The sequence below is a fragment of the Streptomyces sp. NPDC001604 genome (genome assembly GCF_042893475.1).
Classification (GTDB): domain Bacteria; phylum Actinomycetota; class Actinomycetes; order Streptomycetales; family Streptomycetaceae; genus Streptomyces.
In genome coordinates, this window is record NZ_JBIAUY010000004.1 from 610324 (window position 1) to 627948 (window position 17625).

Annotated in this window: 12 protein-coding genes; 4 read left to right on the forward strand and 8 right to left on the reverse strand. The window is 71.7% G+C overall.

All coding sequences use genetic code 11. The features are described 5' to 3' along the window. Window positions 1-610: 610 nt before the first annotated feature. From ACFY1E_RS15810 to ACFY1E_RS15835, 6 genes are all read right to left on the reverse strand, one after another. Window positions 611-1192 carry a hypothetical protein gene (locus ACFY1E_RS15810; RefSeq protein WP_389075962.1) on the reverse strand — a complete coding sequence of 194 codons (582 nt, stop codon included), beginning with the start codon at window positions 1190-1192 and terminating at the stop codon, window positions 611-613. Next, window positions 1177-2352 (reverse strand): ParA family protein, encoded by a 1176-nt coding sequence (locus ACFY1E_RS15815; protein WP_389075965.1) that lies wholly within the window; start codon window positions 2350-2352, stop codon window positions 1177-1179. The genes ACFY1E_RS15810 and ACFY1E_RS15815 overlap by 16 nt, the downstream gene beginning before the upstream one ends. A 404-nt stretch (window positions 2353-2756) precedes the next feature. After that, window positions 2757-3881, reverse strand: a complete 1125-nt coding sequence (gene ald / locus ACFY1E_RS15820; protein ID WP_389075967.1) for an alanine dehydrogenase — start codon at window positions 3879-3881, stop codon at window positions 2757-2759. Between the two features lie 135 nt (window positions 3882-4016). Further along, the gene (locus ACFY1E_RS15825; protein ID WP_389075969.1) at window positions 4017-6089 is read right to left on the reverse strand and encodes a tetratricopeptide repeat protein; all 2073 of its coding nucleotides are present in this window, start codon (window positions 6087-6089) and stop codon (window positions 4017-4019) included. Window positions 6090-6254: 165 nt separating this feature from the next. Then, complete coding sequence (locus tag ACFY1E_RS15830; protein WP_389075971.1) at window positions 6255-6881, reverse strand: NUDIX domain-containing protein; 627 nt, start codon at window positions 6879-6881, stop codon at window positions 6255-6257. 94 nt (window positions 6882-6975) lie between these two features. Continuing rightward, on the reverse strand, window positions 6976-8625 hold the full coding sequence (locus ACFY1E_RS15835; RefSeq protein ID WP_389075973.1) for a CTP synthase: 1650 nt from the start codon (window positions 8623-8625) through the stop codon (window positions 6976-6978). A 469-nt stretch (window positions 8626-9094) separates the two neighbouring features. Between ACFY1E_RS15835 and ACFY1E_RS15840 the strand changes: the two genes are divergently transcribed. The 3 genes from ACFY1E_RS15840 to ACFY1E_RS15850 all read left to right on the forward strand — a co-directional run bounded on the left by ACFY1E_RS15840 (window position 9095) and on the right by ACFY1E_RS15850 (window position 14328). After that, entirely contained in the window at window positions 9095-10897 is a 1803-nt protein-coding gene (locus ACFY1E_RS15840; RefSeq protein ID WP_344404337.1) for a glycoside hydrolase family 15 protein, read from the forward strand. A gap of 66 nt (window positions 10898-10963) precedes the next feature. Beyond that, window positions 10964-12346 carry an FAD-binding oxidoreductase gene (locus ACFY1E_RS15845; RefSeq protein ID WP_389075975.1) on the forward strand — a complete coding sequence of 461 codons (1383 nt, stop codon included), beginning with the start codon at window positions 10964-10966 and terminating at the stop codon, window positions 12344-12346. A gap of 326 nt (window positions 12347-12672) precedes the next feature. Continuing rightward, window positions 12673-14328: a PucR family transcriptional regulator gene (locus ACFY1E_RS15850; RefSeq protein ID WP_389075978.1), complete on the forward strand. Its 1656-nt coding sequence runs from the start codon at window positions 12673-12675 to the stop codon at window positions 14326-14328. Between the two features lie 10 nt (window positions 14329-14338). Here the strand turns inward: ACFY1E_RS15850 and ACFY1E_RS15855 are convergent, their stop codons facing one another. Together ACFY1E_RS15855 and ACFY1E_RS15860 are read right to left on the reverse strand one after the other, a co-directional pair. Next, complete coding sequence (locus tag ACFY1E_RS15855; protein ID WP_389075980.1) at window positions 14339-15475, reverse strand: glycosyltransferase family 4 protein; 1137 nt, start codon at window positions 15473-15475, stop codon at window positions 14339-14341. A gap of 651 nt (window positions 15476-16126) precedes the next feature. Next, window positions 16127-17116, reverse strand: coding sequence for a helix-turn-helix transcriptional regulator (locus tag ACFY1E_RS15860; protein WP_389075982.1), 990 nt, complete (start codon window positions 17114-17116; stop codon window positions 16127-16129). 102 nt (window positions 17117-17218) lie between these two features. Here ACFY1E_RS15860 and ACFY1E_RS15865 point away from each other — a divergent pair, with 102 nt between their 5' ends. Continuing rightward, on the forward strand, window positions 17219-17617 hold the full coding sequence (locus tag ACFY1E_RS15865; RefSeq protein WP_389075984.1) for a VOC family protein: 399 nt from the start codon (window positions 17219-17221) through the stop codon (window positions 17615-17617). Window positions 17618-17625 lie beyond the last annotated feature (8 nt).

Below are 17625 nucleotides of genomic sequence, written 5' to 3' on the forward strand. Positions count from 1 at the left end.
CCGCCTGAGCCTCGGAACCCAACCCCGGAATCAGGACTTCCGGCTCTCGGACCACCCCCGGAGCCACAGCCTCCGGCTCGCGCACCACCTCCGGAGCCACAGCCTCCGGCTCTCGGACCACCTCGGGAGCCGCGGCCTCCGCCAAACGTGCTGAGACCGCCTCCGGCCCCTGGACACCCGCCTCTGGCCCCAGCTCCACGCCCGCGGACCGCCACCCCGCGGCATCTTCCGCCTGAGCCTCGGAACCCAACCCCGGAATCAGGGCTTCCGGCTCTCGGACCACCTCCGGAGCCACGACCTCCGCCGAACGCACCGCCTCCGGCGCCACTGCGCCCGGCTCCGCAACCGGCCCAACGCCCACGGACCGCCGCCCGGCGACCGGCATCGGGGCCACGGGATTCGGGCGTTCGGAGGCGGCCTCCGGGCTCGGGTCCGGCTCGGGGGCGGCAGCCTCGGGGGTCGTCTCCGCAGGGGCCGGTTCCGCGGGAGGAGCCACCGGCTCGACCCGTGGAGCGCCAGGGCCCCGCCCCAGTGCACGCCGACGGCCGCCGGAGGCGCCGGCGCCGGGGGCGGGAACGTCGTTCGAGGTCATGGCCCCCGCAGGCTACCGTTACCGCCCGCGCAGCCGGCGTACGAGGATGCTCGCGTCCCCTCGGGACTCCAGGTCGGCCAGGACCACGGCGACCGCCTCGCGGACGATCCGCCCGCGGTCGACCGCGAGGCCGTGCTCACCGCGGAGCACCAGGCGCGCGTGCTCCAGGTCCATGAGCTCCTCGGCGGAGACGTACACGGTGATCTTCTCGTCGTGCCGCTCGCGGCCACTGGGCCGGCGCGAGGCCGACGAGGACCGGCCGCGCTTGCGGGACTGGCCGGCGGCGGCAGAACCTTCCTGCGCCCCCTGACGTCGCCCGGAGCGCTCCTGTCCCGCGGCACGGCTGCGGGACTCACCGGCGTCGACCGGCTCCGGCTCCGCGGCCACATGCTCCGGGCCGTCGCCGTCGCCGCCCTGCGCGGGCACCGACTGCGGCGCGTCCTCGGGCGAGGCGGCCGCGGCCGGATCGCTCTCCCCCGCGGGCGCGGGCACCCGGGCTTCGCCGTTGGCCCCCCGCCGCGGAGTGGACGGCTGGAGCGCCATTCCCCCTGTCGTACGGAAGAGTTCGTCGGCCCCCGGCAGACTCACTCGGCGTGACACCGGGCGAGCACCTCCCTGGCGAGCTGACGGTAGGCGGCGGCACCAACGGAATTGGAGGCGTACGTGGTGATCGGTTCACCGGCGACCGTGGTCTCCGGGAAGCGGACCGTGCGTCCGATGACCGTGTGGTAGACGTGGTCGTCGAAGGCCTCGACCACACGGGCCAGCACCTCGCGGCTGTGGACCGTGCGCGAGTCGTACATCGTGGCCAGGATCCCGTCGAGCTCCAGCTCGGGGTTGAGCCGCTCCTGGACCTTCTCGATCGTCTCCGTCAGCAGTGCGACACCGCGCAGGGCGAAGAACTCGCACTCGAGCGGCACGATCACCTTGTGCGCGGCCGTCAGCGCGTTCACCGTCAGCAGACCCAGTGAGGGCTGACAGTCGATCACGATGTAGTCGTAGTCGGCCATCAGCGGCTTCAGGGCCCGCTGGAGCGTGGACTCGCGCGCGACCTCCGAGACCAGCTGCACCTCGGCGGCGGACAGGTCGATGTTGCTGGGCAGCAGGTCCATGTTCGGGACCGCCGTCTTCAGGAGCACCTCGTCGGCCGCCATGCCCCGCTCCATGAGCAGGTTGTAGACGGTGAGGTCGAGCTCCATCGGATTGACGCCGAGGCCCACCGACAGCGCGCCCTGCGGGTCGAAGTCAACGAGCAGCACGCGGCGTCCGTACTCCGCGAGCGCGGCACCCAGGTTGATGGTCGACGTCGTCTTGCCGACGCCGCCCTTCTGGTTGCACATCGCGATGATCTTCGCGGGCCCGTGGTCGGTCAGCGGGCCCGGGATGGGGAAGTACGGCAGCGGACGCCCGGTCGGGCCGATGCGCTCACGGCGCTGACGGGCAGCGTCGGGCGCGAGGGTGGCCGCGTACTCGGGATCCGGCTCGTACTCCGCGTCGGGGTCGTAGAAGTGCCCTTCGGGCAGTTCGTCGTAGTCGGCGAAGTGGTTGTGGGGCGCGCCACTTCCGTCGCCGGCCATGGCGTTCACGTGATGGCCATCCATGCTCTGGTGTGCAGTCCGGATCACCTGCGGACCCGGGCTCTGGTGGGCTGCGAAGGTGCGCACAGCTACGGAGCCGACAGCCTCGAACCCCGCGGGACCCTGGTCCCGTACAGGCGCTCCTGGTTGACCACCCCCGGGAGTAAATGTCGACTCATTCACAAGTCGTCTTACCTCCTTGGTGACCAGGAAACTTCTAGACAGGTCAGCGTGGCACCATGCCGACGGTTGGCGACTCTATGGCGTGTCGGGCGTCCGCAGCAACACAATCCGCCGGACCCGGCAGGATGTGTCGGCAATGAAACATCCCTCTGTCAAGGGCGTACGGCCGTCGCACGGCAGGTTTCGCGGGTGTGCGAATCGGTCGAAGGGTTACGTTCGAGGCGAGTTGACCTAGAGCCGCAAAGTGACCATACACACATCCGGCCGGACCTCGTCGGGCAAGGTCCGGCCGGATGTGCGCTGTTGACGACCTGTGTTGACGTATCGCCTTTTACTCAATGGTGACTTAGCAGTCCGCCGAATGGTGACTTACCGGCTCGGCGACTCTCCGCCCGCCGAGCAGGTCAGCCGATCAGGCTCTCGAGCTCCACGTGCTCCAGTCCGTGCGCCTCTGCGACCTCGCGGTAAACGACCTTGCCGTCATGGGTGTTGAGCCCCTTGGCGAGCGCGGGGTCGCGGCGCAGCGCCTCGACCCAGCCGTGGTCGGCGAGTTCGACGATGTAGGGCAGGGTCGCGTTGGTGAGCGCGTAGGTGGAGGTGTTGGGCACCGCGCCCGGCATGTTGGCGACGCAGTAGAAGACCGAGTCGTGGACCTGGAAGGTCGGCTCGGCGTGCGTGGTGGGGCGGGAGTCCTCGAAGCAGCCGCCCTGGTCGATCGCGATGTCGACAAGGACACTGCCGGGCTTCATGCGGGAGACGAGCTCGTTGGTGACCAGCTTGGGGGCCTTGGCGCCGGGGATGAGGACCGCGCCGACGACGAGGTCGGCGTCCAGGACGGCCTTCTCCAGCTCGAAGGAGTTGGACATGATCGCCCGGACCTTGGTGCCGAAGACCTTGTCCGCCTCGCGCAGCTTGTTGATGTCGCGGTCGAGCAGCGTGACGTGGAAGCCCAGTCCGACCGCGATCTGCGTCGCGTTCCAGCCGGAGACGCCACCGCCGATGACGACGGCCTTCGCGGGCTGGGTGCCGGGAACGCCACCGGGGAGCACGCCACGGCCGCCGGCCGAGCGCATCAGGTGGTAGGCGCCGACCTGCGGGGCCAGCCGGCCCGCGACCTCGGACATGGGGGCGAGCAGCGGCAGCGCACGGTTGGGGAGCTCGACGGTCTCGTACGCGATCGCCGTCGTGCCGGACTCGATCAGCGCGTCGGTGCACTCCTTGGAGGCGGCCAGGTGCAGGTAGGTGAAGAGCGTCTGGTCCTTGCGCAGGCGGTGGTACTCCTCGGCGACGGGCTCCTTGACCTTCAGCAGCAGGTCGGCGGCGGCCCACACCTCGTCGGCGGTCGGCAGGATCTGCGCACCGGCGGCGACGTACTCGCTGTCCGGGATCGACGATCCGACACCGGCATCGCGCTCGATGACGACCTGGTGGCCGTGGCGCACGAGCTCGTGCACACCGGCGGGGGTGATGGCCACCCGGAACTCGTTGTTCTTGACCTCGCGGGGGATGCCGACCTTCACGTCGATCACGGTCCTTGGCTCAGTGGATGTGGGGCAATACAACACATACCCAGGCATGCATGAGCACACCGGGAGACACCGCAGGAGAAGGTGCGGCAGAGCCAGTCTAATGAAGGCGTTCCCTCTGTCTAGCCTTTCATTGCATCAATCTTCGTCGGATGTACTGCGGATTTCGCAGGTGTCATCGTCCTGTTTCAAGGGATCAAGGGGTTTCGGCTCCTGCTCACCACCCTCGCGCTCCTGTCCCAGCAGCCGCTCGGCCGTGCCCCGGTGCAGCTGGGCGGAGGCGGGATCGCCCAGGCGTTCCAGCGTGTCGGCGAGCCGCAGCTGCAGCGCCGCCTGCAGCCGTACGTCCTCGGCACGCCGGGCCCACTCCACCGCCTCGTGGCAGGTGCGCAACGACTCCTCGGGCCGGCCCGCGTACTCCTGGACACGCGCGAGTTCGCTCAACGCCCGTGCGTGGGAGGCGATGTCGCCGTTCTTGCGGTGGCGGGCGATCGCCGTGCGCCAGCAGCGCTGGGCCTCGCCGTAGCGGCCCGCATAGGTGTGGGCCGCGGCGATACGGCCGTAGAGCCGGGCGGCGGCCGCACGCTCGTCCCGGGCCAGGCGCTCGGCGAGGGCGCGGCCGAACCAGTCGGCAGCCCGGTCGTAGTCCCCGAGCTCCAGATGCGCACCACCTACGGATTCCATTGCGCGACCGCTGGCGTACGGGTCGTTTGCCTCCCGTCCGGCGTCCAGTGCGGCCCGGTAGCGCGCCAGCGCCTCCGTCGTGCGACCGGTCTGGGCGTCCAGGTCGCCGAGGTTCAGCAGCGCGGCGGCCTTCTCGCGGGGCAGCTCCCGCCGCTCGGCCACGTCCAGCACGAGCCGGTGGATGCCGTACAGGTCGGGGGCGGCGGCCCGGGTGCCGAAGTGCGCGACCATGGCCTTGACCAGCTGGGACATCAGCCGGCGGGCGAGGGTGTCCAGCTCCCCGTCCGCGACGGCCAGCCGGGCCGCGGCCAGCAGCGCGGGCCTGCGCAGCCGCAGCCACTCCTCGGCGGCCCGGGGGCTCGGGAAGCGCAGGGAGCGCGGCATGCCCTGGAGCTTCTCGCGCGCCTCGGGGCTGTCCGTCTCGGTGATCACCCGGCAGGACTGCAGCAGCCGTACCGTCCGCTCCAGCATGCGGGCGCGGGCCAGCTGCACCTCTCCGGGGCGGTCCTGGCTCTGGGTGAGCTTCTTGAGCAGGGGGTGCAGACAGCCCGGCACCTCGTACTGCGGCAGCGGCGAGTCCGCGGCCCGCAGCAGACCGAGGGCGACGAACTCGTCCAGCGCTGCGTGGGCGTCGCCGACCGAGCAGCCGGCGAGCGAGGCCGCGGTGTGGGGATCGACCAGTCCGGCCGGGGCGAGGGAGAGCAGGCGCAGCATCCGGGCGGAGGGTGCGGGCAACGAGGTGTAGACGAGCCCGAAGACCCGGCTGAGGGGCGTGCCCTCACCCTCCGTGTGCAGATGCTTGGCCACGTCGGCGACGGCCGCCTTGGGGCGGGCGGCGAGCCAGCCGCCCGCCAGCGTCAGCGCGGCGGGGTGGCCCTGGCACTCCTCGACGAGGCCCTCGGCGGCACGGGGGTCGACGGTGATGCGGACCGAGCCGGTGTACCGGGTGAGCATTTCCAGGGCGGACTTGGTGTCGAGGCCGCCGAGGGTGCAGGGGCGGACGTCGGAGATACCGGTCAGCGGACCGCTCGACACGGCCACGACCAGGCAGTCGGGCGTGTCCGGCAGCAGGGCGTCGACCTGCTCGGCGTCCGCCGCGTCGTCCAGCAGCACCAGGGCCCTGCGGTCGGCGAGGGCGGTGCGCAGCGCCTCGGCCAGGTCGTCCGCGGCGGCTCCGGCGGGGGTGGGCAGCCTCAGCGCGGCGAGCAGTTCGCGGGCGGTCTGTGCGAGGGGGACGGGCGTGCCGTCGGGCTCGCTCAGCCGCGCCCGGAGCACCCCGTCGTCGTAACGGTCCGCAACCTGCCGTACGAGCTCCTCGGCGAGGGCGGTGCGTCCGGAACCGGGCCTGCCCGCGATGAGCAGTACGCGCGCGCGTGGAGCCTTGCGGCCGGAGAGGGTGTCCAGGCCCGCCCGCTCGATGTCGGCGCGGAGTTCCTTCAACTCCCTTGTACGGCCCAGGAACCGGCTCTCGTCAGCAGCGCGCCCCGACAGCCGTACACCGTCTGTGTTGACCGCCTGATCCGTCACGGGCCACACTCCCGTCCCACCGCACGCGCAAGCCCGCCGGGACTCCGGTACCGGGCATCAACAGAGCCTAGTTCACGCTCTGCAACGATCCTGGCGGAGCACGGCGGGCACATCCCCCGATCGGATCAGCAGATCGTCACACCGGTACGGAGGGGGAGGCGGCGTTCAGGACTCGAAGGGACGAGCGGGCCACGGCGCCTCGGCGGGGCGCAGTGCGTCGAGCCCGTCGCCCTGCTCCGCGGCGACCAGCGAAAGGACGCCCACGACAAGGCAGTTGTTGTGCAGTTCGCCCCCGAGGACACCCCGTACGAGCTCCTGGAGGGGCACCCGTGCGATCTCCATGTCTGCCTCTTCGTGCTCGACCTCGAAGCGGTCGCCCTCGGCCTCGGACAGATCGCGGGCGAGGAAGATGCGCACGGCCTCGTCGCAGCCGCCGGGGGTGGTGTAGACGTCGGTCAGCACCCGCCAGTCCTCGGCCTTGACGTGCGCCTCCTCGTAGAGCTCGCGCTGGGCGGCGTGCAGCGGGTTCTCGCCGGGCACGTCGAGCAGACCGGCCGGGATCTCCCACAGCTTGTGGCGCACGGGGTGGCGGTACTGGCGCACCAGCAGGACCCGGCCGTCCTCGTCGAGGGCGACGACGGCGACCGAACCGGGGTGGACCTGGTAGTCGCGGCGGGCCACATGTCCGTCGGGCATGACCACGTCGTCCGTGCGCACGGAGGTCTTGTTGCCCACGAAGGGGGTCTCCGTCGCCCGGATCTCCCACTCCTCGGGGGTGTCCTTGATCGTCATGCCCTGTCCTTCCGCACGCTTCTGCCACACGACGAGTGAAACGGGGCGCTCACCTTTTGAATGCGAGCGCCCCGGCCACCGTACAACTGGTGTGCTACTTGGAATTCTTCCGCTCGACCGAGGCCTTCACCAGACCCGCGAACAGCGGGTGCGGCCGGGTCGGGCGGGAGCGCAGCTCGGGGTGCGCCTGGGTCGCCACCAGGTAAGGGTGCGTCTCGCGCGGGTACTCCACGTACTCGACGAGCTTGCCGTCGGGCGAAGTGCCGGAGAACAGGATGCCGGCCTTCTTCTCCAGCTCCGCGCGGTAGGCGTTGTTCACCTCGTAGCGGTGCCGGTGGCGCTCCTCGACGTACTCCTTGCCGTCGTAGACCTCGCGCACGATCGAGCCCTCGGCCAGCTTGGCCGGGTACATGCCCAGCCGCATCGTGCCGCCCATGTCGCCCTCGCCGGCCACGATGTCCAGCTGCTCGGCCATGGTGGAGATGACCGGGTGGCCGGTGGCGGAGTCGAACTCGGTGGAGTTGGCGTCGGTGATGCCGGCCAGGTTGCGCGCGGCCTCGATCACGATGCACTGCAGGCCCAGGCAGAGGCCGAGCAGCGGGATCTTGTTCTCGCGGGCGTACTTGATCGCGCCGACCTTGCCGAGCACACCGCGGTCGCCGAAGCCGCCCGGGATGCAGATGCCGTCGACGTCCTCCAGCTGGGCCTTGGCGCCGGCCGGGGTCTTGCAGTCGTCGGACGTGACCCACTTGATCTTCACTCGGGCCCTGTTGGCGAAGCCGCCGGCGCGCAGCGCCTCGGTGACCGAGAGGTAGGCGTCGGGCAGGTCGATGTACTTGCCGACCAGCGCGAGCGTGATCTCGTGGTCGGGGTTGTGGACGCGGTCGAGCAGGTCGTCCCAGGTCCGCCAGTCCACGTCGCGGAACGGCAGGTCCAGCTTGCGGACGACATAGGCGTCCAGGCCCTCGCCGTGCACGGTCTTGGGGATGTCGTAGATCGAGCGGGCGTCGGGGCAGGCGACCACGGCGGCCTCGTCGACGTCACACATCAGGGAGATCTTGCGCTTGATCGCGGTGGGGACCTCGCGGTCGCAGCGCAGCACGATCGCATCTGGCTGGATACCGATGTTCCGCAGGGCCGCAACCGAGTGCTGGGTCGGCTTCGTCTTCAGCTCTCCCGAGGGGCCGATGTAGGGCAGGAGGGAGATGTGGACGACGAAGACGTTGTCACGCCCGACCTCGTGGCGGACCTGGCGGACGGTCTCCAGGAACGGCAGCGACTCGATGTCTCCGACCGTGCCGCCGACCTCGGTGATGACGACGTCGACCTCGTCGGTCGCCATGCGCCGGATGCGGTGCTTGATCTCGTTGGTGATGTGCGGGATGACCTGCACGGTGTCGCCGAGGTACTCGCCGCGCCGCTCCTTGGCGATCACCGTCGAGTAGACCTGACCTGTGGTGACGTTGGCGGAGCCGTCCAGGTCGCGGTCGAGGAAGCGCTCGTAGTGGCCGATGTCCAGGTCCGTCTCGGCGCCGTCGTTGGTGACGAACACCTCACCGTGCTGGAAGGGGTTCATCGTGCCCGGGTCGACGTTCAGGTACGGGTCGAGCTTCTGCATCACGACCCGCAGGCCCCGCGCCTTGAGGAGCATGCCCAGACTGGAGGCCGTGAGGCCCTTGCCCAAGGAGGAGGCGACACCCCCGGTGACGAAGATGTGCTTGGTCGTCGTAGATTTCGGCGGCATGGCCAAGAGGGGGCTCCCGTGGTCGCGGTTCGAGGTGCGGTTCCGGGGATTTCTCGCCCACCGGTCCACGGGCTACCAGGGTATCAGCGCCCGGAGGGGATGGCTTCCGGCCACGCACCGCACACGAGTCACCACAGACCCGCACGGTCCTTCGTGTTTCTCACCCGATGCTCACCCGTTCGGCCTACTCGGGTTGCCCGGAGCGGCACGCAGATCATCTACGTGCGTCGTATCCTGCTCGGACACTCGCTGCCGAGCCCGGCCGGGTACACGGCACCACCCCCGCACGTGATGACCGGAACAACGAGAGCTCGTCAGTTCGTTGAGCATCAATTGTCGTTTTGCCACACGGCCAGGACGACTGCTTTGCTTCACCGCTCAACGACGCATTACAACGACCCCTTGACCGCAATAAGCGACAGCCCCCTTCCTTCACGGGGGTGACGTGGCCGTTCGACTGGAGTTGCACGTGGCCGGGCGCATCGAAGACTACGCACTCATCGGAGACATGCAGACCGCCGCCTTGGTCTGCCGGGACGGCACGGTGGACTGGCTGTGCCTGCCCCGCTTCGACTCGCACGCCATCTTCGCCGGCCTGCTGGGCACCGAGGAACACGGCTTCTGGCGCCTCGGCCCCGCCCACGCGGCCGAGGCGCAGCCCCCGACGGCGGCCCGGCGCAGCTACCGCGGCGACTCCCTGATCCTGGAATCCGAGTGGGACACCCCGCGCGGCACGGTCCGAGTGACCGATTTCATGCCCCCGCGTGACGGCGCCCCCCAGCTGATCCGCATCGTCGAGGGCGTCTCCGGCCGCGTCCCGATGCGCTCGGCCCTCAGGATGCGCTTCTCGTACGGGCGGGTCGTGCCGTGGGTGCACAAGCACGACGGCCGCACGGTCGCCGTGGCGGGCCCGGACTCGGTCTGGTACGACACCGAGTGCGAGACCTACGGCAAGTCGCTGACCACGTACTCGGACTTCACGGTCGCTCCCGGTGACCGCATCGCCTTCACCATCTCCTGGCAGCCCTCGCACAAGGAGCCGCCGCCGCTGCCGGAGCCGGAGGCCTCGCTGGAGGCGACGGAGGACTTCTGGCGGGAGTGGGTGGAGCACTGCACGTACCACGGCCCGTACCGCGAGGCCGTGATCCGCTCCCTGATCACGCTGAAGGCGCTGACGTACGCCCCGACCGGCGGCATCGTCGCCGCCCCCACCACCTCCCTGCCGGAGGACATCGGCGGCGTCCGCAACTGGGACTACCGCTACACCTGGCTGCGCGACGCGGCGATCACCCTGTCCTCGCTGCTGCGCACCGGCTACCGCGAGGAGGCCCGCGCCTGGCGCGAGTGGCTGCTGCGGGCGGTCGCCGGCGACCCCGAGAACCTGCAGATCATGTACGGCATCGCGGGCGAGCGCGAGCTGGGCGAGGCGGAGCTGGACTGGCTGCCGGGCTACGAGAACTCCGCGCCGGTCCGCGTCGGCAACGGCGCCGCACACCAGCTCCAGCTGGACGTCTACGGCGAGGTCACCGAGGCCCTGCATCTGGGCCACATGACCGGCCTGGCCCGCAGCGACTACGCCTCCCTGCTCCAGCTCAAGCTGATCCGCTACCTGGAGCAGCACTGGGACGAGCCGGACGAGGGCATCTGGGAGGTGCGCGGCCCGCGCCGCCACTTCGTGCACTCCAAGGTGATGGCGTGGGTCGCCGTCGACCGCACCATCAAGCTCATCGAGTCCGGTGACGCGGACGGCCCGCTGGAGCGCTGGCGCGAGCTGCGCGACGACATCCACCGGGACGTGTGCGAGAAGGGCTACGACAAGGAGCGCAACACCTTCACCCAGTCGTACGGCTCGAAGGAGCTGGACGCCTCGTTGCTGCTGATCCCGCAGATGGGCTTCCTGCCGCCCGACGACAAGCGGGTCATCGGCACGATCGAGGCGATCCAGCGCGAGCTGTCCACGCCGGACGGCTTCATCCTGCGCTACCCGACGGAGGGGTCCAGCGAGGGTGTCGACGGCCTGCCCGGCGACGAAGGGGCGTTCCTGGCCTGCTCGTTCTGGATGGCGGACGACCTGGCGATGATCGGCCGCGTGGACGAGGCCCGCAAGCTGTTCGAGAAGCTGCTCGCGCTCCGCAACGACCTCGGTCTGCTCGCCGAGGAGTGGGACCCGCGCCTGCAGCGCCAGGTCGGCAACTTCCCGCAGGCCTTCAGCCACGTCCCGCTGATCGACACGGCACTGCGCCTGACGGCCTCGGGGGCGTACGGCGGCTGAACAGGACCGCCGAGCCGGGCCCGCCTACGCTGGAGCCAACAGCCCCTGCACGGAAGGGGGCGCCCCATGGCTTCCCCATCGAAGGCGGGCGCGGCCCTCGCCGCGCTGCGCGAGGATCTGGTCGGCGATGTGTTCGCCCCGGGGGATGTCGGCTACGACGAGGCGCGGGCCGTCTTCAACGCGCTGATCGACCGGCGGCCCGCGGTGATCGCGCAGTGCGTGGACGAGGCCGATGTCGTACGGGCCGTGCGCTTCGGCCGGGAGCTGGATCTGAAGATCGCCGTGCGCGGCGGCGGGCACAGCGTGGCGGGCATGGCGGTGAACGACGGCGGGCTCGTCGTGGACCTGCGCCACATGCGCGCCGTCACCGTGGACCCCGCGGCCGAGGCGGTACGGATCGCGGGCGGCGCCACCATGAGCGACCTGGACCGCGCGACCGAGCCCTACGGCCTGGCGACCACCGGCGGCCGGGCCTCGACGACCGGCGTCGGCGGCTTCGTCCTCGGCGGCGGCACCGGCTGGCTGGACCGCTGGTGCGGACTGGCCGTCGACAATCTGCTCGGCGCGGAGCTGGTCACCGCCGACGGCGAGCGGGTGCACGCCAACCCCGACGAGAACCCGGAGCTGTTCTGGGGCCTGCACGGCGGGGGCGGCAACTTCGGCGTCGTCACCGCGCTGACCCTGCAGCTGCACGAACTGCCCGTGTTCTCCGTCGCGTTCGTGATGTACCTGCCCGCCTTCGGCCGCGAGGTCGTGCGCACCTACCGCGAGATCATCACGGCCGCCCCGGTGGAGGCGTCCGGGATGGCCGTCTACGTCACCGGCCCGCCGGCCGACTTCGTGCCGCCCCAGCTGGTCGGCCGTCTGATGTGCGCTGCGCTGCTGACGTACGTCGGTGGCGAGGAGGACCTGCGCAAGCTCGCCGAGCCGCTGCTGGCGCTGCCGCACGAGGCCGAGGTCGTCGGCGCGATGCCGTACGCGGAGGTGCAGTGCCTGCTCGACGATCCGCCCGGGCTGCGGAACTACTGGTCGGCGGAGTACCTGACGGGCCTGCCCGACGACCTCGTGGACGTCTACTGCGCCCGCGGCGAGGAGATACCCGTACCGACGGGCGTCCAGTACGTGCTGCTCCCTCAGGGCGGCGCGATCGCGGACGGTCCGCACGAGTACCCCGTGCCCTATCGCGACGCACCGTGGGCGGTGCACCCCTTCGGCATCTGGCAGAACCCGGCGGACGACGAGCGGTGCCTGCGGTGGGTGCGGGACGTGCGCGCCGACGTCCGGCCGTGGAGCACCGGCGCGGTCTACCTCAACTTCATCGGCGACGAGGGCCCCGACCGGGTGGTAGCCGGTCTGGGTGCGGAGAACACGGCCCGGCTGGCGGCGCTGAAGCGGCGCTACGACCCGGACAACGTCTTCCGCTTCAACCACAACATCAGGCCGGACTGAGCACCTCCGGCGTGCGCAGACCCGCGGCCGGCCCTTGGCGCAGGCGCCGACATCGGCGTGCACGGCCTCGGGAACACCGGCCGGCCGGATGTGCCCGCGGCTGCGGCCGGCAGGGCACGCACCAGGGCGCCGACGCCGAGCGGCATACGGCAGGCGTGCACGGCGACGGTGAGCGGCCCGCCGGGCGGCGGAGGCTGCCGCCGTCTCCTCCAGTACGGCGACAGGGCGTACCCACGGGCTCGTGTGCCTGGCGCGGCTCGGACAGGGGAACCCCCGACCCCGCTCGGAGATGTCCCGGAGGCGCACGCACGGGTAGCGTCCGGCTCATGGACAGCAGTACGGACACCGGTACGGGCCACAGATTCGACACGCACGGGGCCGGGATCACCGTGCAGCGGGCGCTGGAGCTGCCGGGTCTGCGCAGCGGGCTGCCGGAGGTCCTCGCGGGCGCCGACCGGCTGCAGCGCACCGTGCGCTGGGTGCACGCGGGCGAGGTGCCGCACATCGCCTCGCTGCTGAAGGGCGGCGAGCTGCTGCTGACCACGGGCTACGGCCTCGGCACCCGGCCGGCCGAGCAGCGGGCGTTCGTGCGCACCCTGGCCGAGCGCGGCATCGCGGCCCTCGTCGTGGAACTCGGCCCGCGCTTCGCCCGCCTGCCCGCCGCGCTCGTCGACACCGCGCGCGCGGCCGGCCTCCCGCTGGTCCAGCTGCACCGCGAAGTGCCCTTCGTGACGGTCACGGAGGAGATCCACACCGAGATCGTCAACGGCCACTACGCGCTGCTGCAGCGGGCCGAGGAGGTGCACCGCCGCTGCACGGAGGCCCTGCTGGGCGGCGGCGGGGTGCCCCAGGTGCTGGGCATCCTGGCCGACTTCAGCGGCAACCCGGTCTTCCTGGAGACGCCGGACGGACAGCTGCTGTACGCCGCCGGGGCCGGCCCCGAGGGCGCGGACCCGCTCCAGGTGTGGGAGGGGCTGCGCGGCCACCACAAGGACGCCCCGCCGCCCTCGGGGTCGGTCCTCGTGGACGTGCCCGGCGGCGGCCCGGGAACGACTTCGGTACGCGCACGCCTGGTCCTCCTCCCCGTACGGGCCCCGCTGGCCCCCGTGCACCGCATCGCGGCCGAGCGGGCGGCCGGCATCCTGGCCGTCGTCCTGATGCAGGCCCGGCAGGAGGAGGAACTGGCGGCGCGCGGCCGCGGGGACTTCCTCACCGATCTCGCCGAGGGCCGTGTCGCCGCGGAGGACGCGCCCGCGCAGGCGCGCGTGCTGGGCTTCAAGCCCGGCAACAGCCCGCTGCTGCCGGTCGTGATGCGGCTGGGGGACACGCTCTCGCCGGGCGGGGGCTGGGCGGTGCTGGCACGCGCGGTTGCCGAGGAGCTGGCCTCGGTGGGGGTTCCGGTCCTGTTGGGCGTACGGCCTGTCGAGGGCCGGGTGCCGTTGCTGGTGGGCCTGCGTGCGGAGGCGGAGCGGTCGGCGGTCGCGGACCGGGTCGCGGCGGCGCTGCGGGCGGGCGTGGAGCGGGCGGGCATGCAGCGGCCGGGGGCACAGCCGCCGGTGGTGGTCGTCGGGGTCGCGGGCGGCTGGGCGGCGGCCTCGGCGGGCCTCAGGCACGCGGCCGAGACGGCGACGGCGGCGCAGGGCCTCTCGGACCGCCCCTGGTACGACGCCCGCCGTCTCGACATCGACCTGCTCCTGTGGCGGCTGCGCGACCACCCGGACCTGGCGGCCTTCGTGGACCGGGCGATCGGCCCGCTCCGCGACCACGACAACCGCTCCAAGCCGCCCCTGCTGCCCACCCTGGAGACATACCTGGCGCACGCGGGCCGCAAGGCGGAGACGGCCCGCGAACTCCACCTCAACCGGCAGACCCTCTACAACCGGCTGGCCCGGATCGGCGAGTTGCTCGGCACGGACCTCGACGACCCGCAGACGGTACTGGCGTTGAGCCTGGCCCTGCGAGCACGGCGGCACACCCCCTAGGACCAGTCCCTCAGGCGAGTGGCCGGTGCTGGGTCAACTCGTCGTAGACGCTGAGCACTTGGGCGACGGTCTCGTCCTCCGTCGGCCAGGTGGCGGCCTGCCGAACGCCCTTCTCCCGGAGCAGCTCACGGCGCTCGGGGTCGCCGAGGAGCCCGGTGACGGCGTCGGCGAGGGCCTCCGGGTCCCCGTGCGGGACGAGTTCGGCCGCGTCGCCGACGAGTTCGGGGATGCCGCCGACCCGGGTCGCGACGAGCGGCACGCGCGCGTGGAGCGCCTCCTGGGCGAGCACGGAACGCGATTCCCAGCTGCTGGGGAGGAGGGCGAGATCGGCGGCGGCGAGCAACGTCCGCACGTCGTCGCGCCGCCCCATGAGCCGCACGGGCAGCCCTTCGTCCTCGATACGGCGCTGCAGCAGGGCCCGCAGCGGCCCCTCCCCCGCGATCACGACGAGCGGCACGGGGTCGAGTCGCCGCCACGCGCGCGCGGCGTCCAGCAGGGTGTCGTAACCGCGGTGCCGGTCGAGGGAGCCGACCGCCATGAGCAACGGACGCCCGGTGGCACCCAGTTCGGCCCGGATCTTGGAGCTCGGGCGGTCCGGGTCCTCCGGCTCCGCCCCCGGCGGCGGCCCGGGCAGCGCCACGGCGGCCAGCCGCGCGTCCCGCGCCCCGGTCCGGCGGGCCCGGTCCACGAGGTCCGAGGAGGTGCCGAGCACCACGGTGGCGGCCTTCACGACTCGCCGTTCCAGGAGGCGCAGCAGATGCGCTCGCGCCCCCTCGGCATGGGCCCGGTTGTGCCAGGTGACCACGAGCGGGGTGCGCCGACCGCTGAGGGCCAGCGCGGCCCGGAAGGAGGCGTGCAGCCCGTGCGCATGCACCAGATCGGCGTCCTTGCACGCGTCCCGCAGCGCGGTCACGGCTCCCGGGTCGCTGCTGCGCGGTACGTGCACATGGTCGGCGCCGGTCCCCGTGAAGTCGTAGGCGTGATCGGCCTCGACAGGCGCGCAGACGGTGACCCGCACCCCCCGTGCGACGAGCCCCGCCGCCAGCGAACGCACATGCGCGCTGCTGCCGGCGTTGCCGCCGCCCAGCACCTGCACGGTGCGCAGTGGCGACTGACCGTGCGGTGCGTGGCTGCTCACGGGGCTCACGTGGCCGGGGCTCCTGGTTCGGCGTCGGGCGGTCACGAAGAAAGTACAGAAGGATCCAGCGGAGGGGGTGTACCGCGCGGCTTCCTCCATGTACTACGCCAAGGATGCCAGGACGTACGGGTGTTCCGGCAACGAGAAGGTGACGCGAGTGCCGCACGGGGGCTGTGGGGCGGTGGGATTGGTCACTCGCACGAGTGAGAGAGGGGCACCTGCCCCCGCCCCATGACAGCGCCGCCTCGCTCACCACGTCACCGTACGCGGCCGCGGCCACGAGGGCGGCGGCGTGCGCGAGGAGACCGTCGCCTCCTCCCCCACCCTGCGACGACGGCAGCCCCAAGAGCCGCCCCCGTGCGCCCCCGGTCGTACGTCCAGAAGGTTCACGAAGTGGGCGGCTGAGGCGATCGCGACGCCCGCGAGCGTCTTGTCGGCGGCCCGCCCCTTGAGCAGCGCACCCGCGATGATTCCCGCGGCGGAGACCCCGAACAGCTTGACGGCGCCGCCGGTTGGCCTCGCCGTCCGAAGGACGCAGAGAGGCGTACAACTCGACGATCCGCCCCGCGTAGTTCTTCCGCTCCCAACGGTCAGAGACGCGGCGAGCCCGAACGACACCGCACCGCGAGCGAGGTTGACCATCGGGCCCCTGTACGGCTGTCAGGCTCGGCGGGCGTGGGACGTGAGGCGATCGGCGAGCGCGAGGACGAGGTCGCGCAGTTCAGCGGGGCGCTCGATGACGAACGGCCGGTCGAGTGAGGCGAGCGTCCGAGGCAACCAGTCGAGCCGCTCCGCCCGTAGCTCGACGCGCAGCCAGCGCTCGGCCGCCAGGTCCTGGCCGGCCGCGGGCTCGTGCTCCTCCACGCTCGCGACGCCGACGGGGAGGTGCGCGCGGATCTGCTCCACCGTCCCGTGGATCCGCAGGGTCACCTCATGCCGGTACTCGGCCGTGGCGAACCCTGACAACACGCGCTCCGCCGGACCGGGACCCGCGGGCGCTTCGAACGAGCCGGGCAGCGTCCTCGCGTCTGCGATGCGATCGAGCCGGAAGGTCCGGTCCTCGTCGACGTGGGCGTCCTTGCCCGTGACGTACCACCGGCCCGCGTGGGCGACGATCCCGTACGCGTGCAGAGTGCGTTCGCTGCGCCGTCCCTCGCGGTCGGTGTAGCGGATCGAGACCGGGCGGCGGTGGCGCACCGCATCGGCGACGGTGAGCAGGAGCGCGGCGTCCGGGTGGTCCAACTCGCCGGGCTGGTCGGTGAAGGCGAGAGCTTCCAGGAGGGTGTCGAGCCGGCGGGCGATGTGGCGGGGCAGCACGCGCCGGATCTTCGCCGATGCCGTCTCGTTCGCCGTGCGCTCCGTCGTCGTCAGGCCCGCCCGGCGGCCGGCGACCAGGCCGAGGAGCACGGCCAGCGCCTCGTCGTCACTGAGCATGAGCGGAGGCAAGCGGTACCCGGGAGCCAGCCGGTACCCGCCGTAGCGGCCGCGCACCGACTCCACGGGCACGTCCAGGTCGATCAGCTGGTCCACGTACCGCCGCACGGTGCGCCCTTCGACGCCGAGACGGTCGGCGAGCTCGGCCACGGTCCGGGTGCCGCCCGACTGCAGCAGCTCCAGGAGTGTCAGCACGCGGCCGGTGGGTCGAGGCATGTTCGGAGCCTAACGCCGATACAGGACCGATTCTGTCCCCTATTTCTCCTAGCCTGCGACGGGCACGACCACCTCGCCGCCGGCACAGCCAAGGAGATTCCCATGGACTTCGTCTCGATCCGCATCATCACCAGCGACGTCGCGCGCCTCGTCGAGTTCTACGAGCGAGCCACAGGGGCGCAGGCGACGTGGGCCACCGAGGACTTCGCCGAGCTCAGGACCGCGGGCGCCACCCTCGCGATCGCCGGCACCCGTACCGTCCCGCTGTTCGCCCCGGGTTCCGCCCGCCCGGCGGACAACCACAGCGTGATCGCCGAGTTCCTCGTCGAGGACGTGGACCGCGTCCACCAGAACCTGACCGGCTTCGTCACCGACTTCGTCACGGAGCCCACCACAATGCCCTGGGGCAACCGGTCACTGCTGTTCCGCGACCCGGACGGCAACCTCGTCAACTTCTTCACCCCGGTCACCGAGCAGGCCATCGAAAAGTTCGCACGCTGACGAGAAGG

Coding starts and splice junctions, on each gene's coding strand:
- ACFY1E_RS15830 (WP_389075971.1), bottom strand. CDS start 6,881: ATGACGATCAAGGACACCCCCGAGGAGTGGGAGATCCGGGCGACGGAG.
- ACFY1E_RS15835 (WP_389075973.1), bottom strand. CDS start 8,625: ATGCCGCCGAAATCTACGACGACCAAGCACATCTTCGTCACCGGGGGT.
- ACFY1E_RS15845 (WP_389075975.1), top strand. CDS start 10,964: ATGGCTTCCCCATCGAAGGCGGGCGCGGCCCTCGCCGCGCTGCGCGAG.
- ACFY1E_RS15850 (WP_389075978.1), top strand. CDS start 12,673: ATGGACAGCAGTACGGACACCGGTACGGGCCACAGATTCGACACGCAC.
- ACFY1E_RS15860 (WP_389075982.1), bottom strand. CDS start 17,116: ATGCCTCGACCCACCGGCCGCGTGCTGACACTCCTGGAGCTGCTGCAG.
- ACFY1E_RS15865 (WP_389075984.1), top strand. CDS start 17,219: ATGGACTTCGTCTCGATCCGCATCATCACCAGCGACGTCGCGCGCCTC.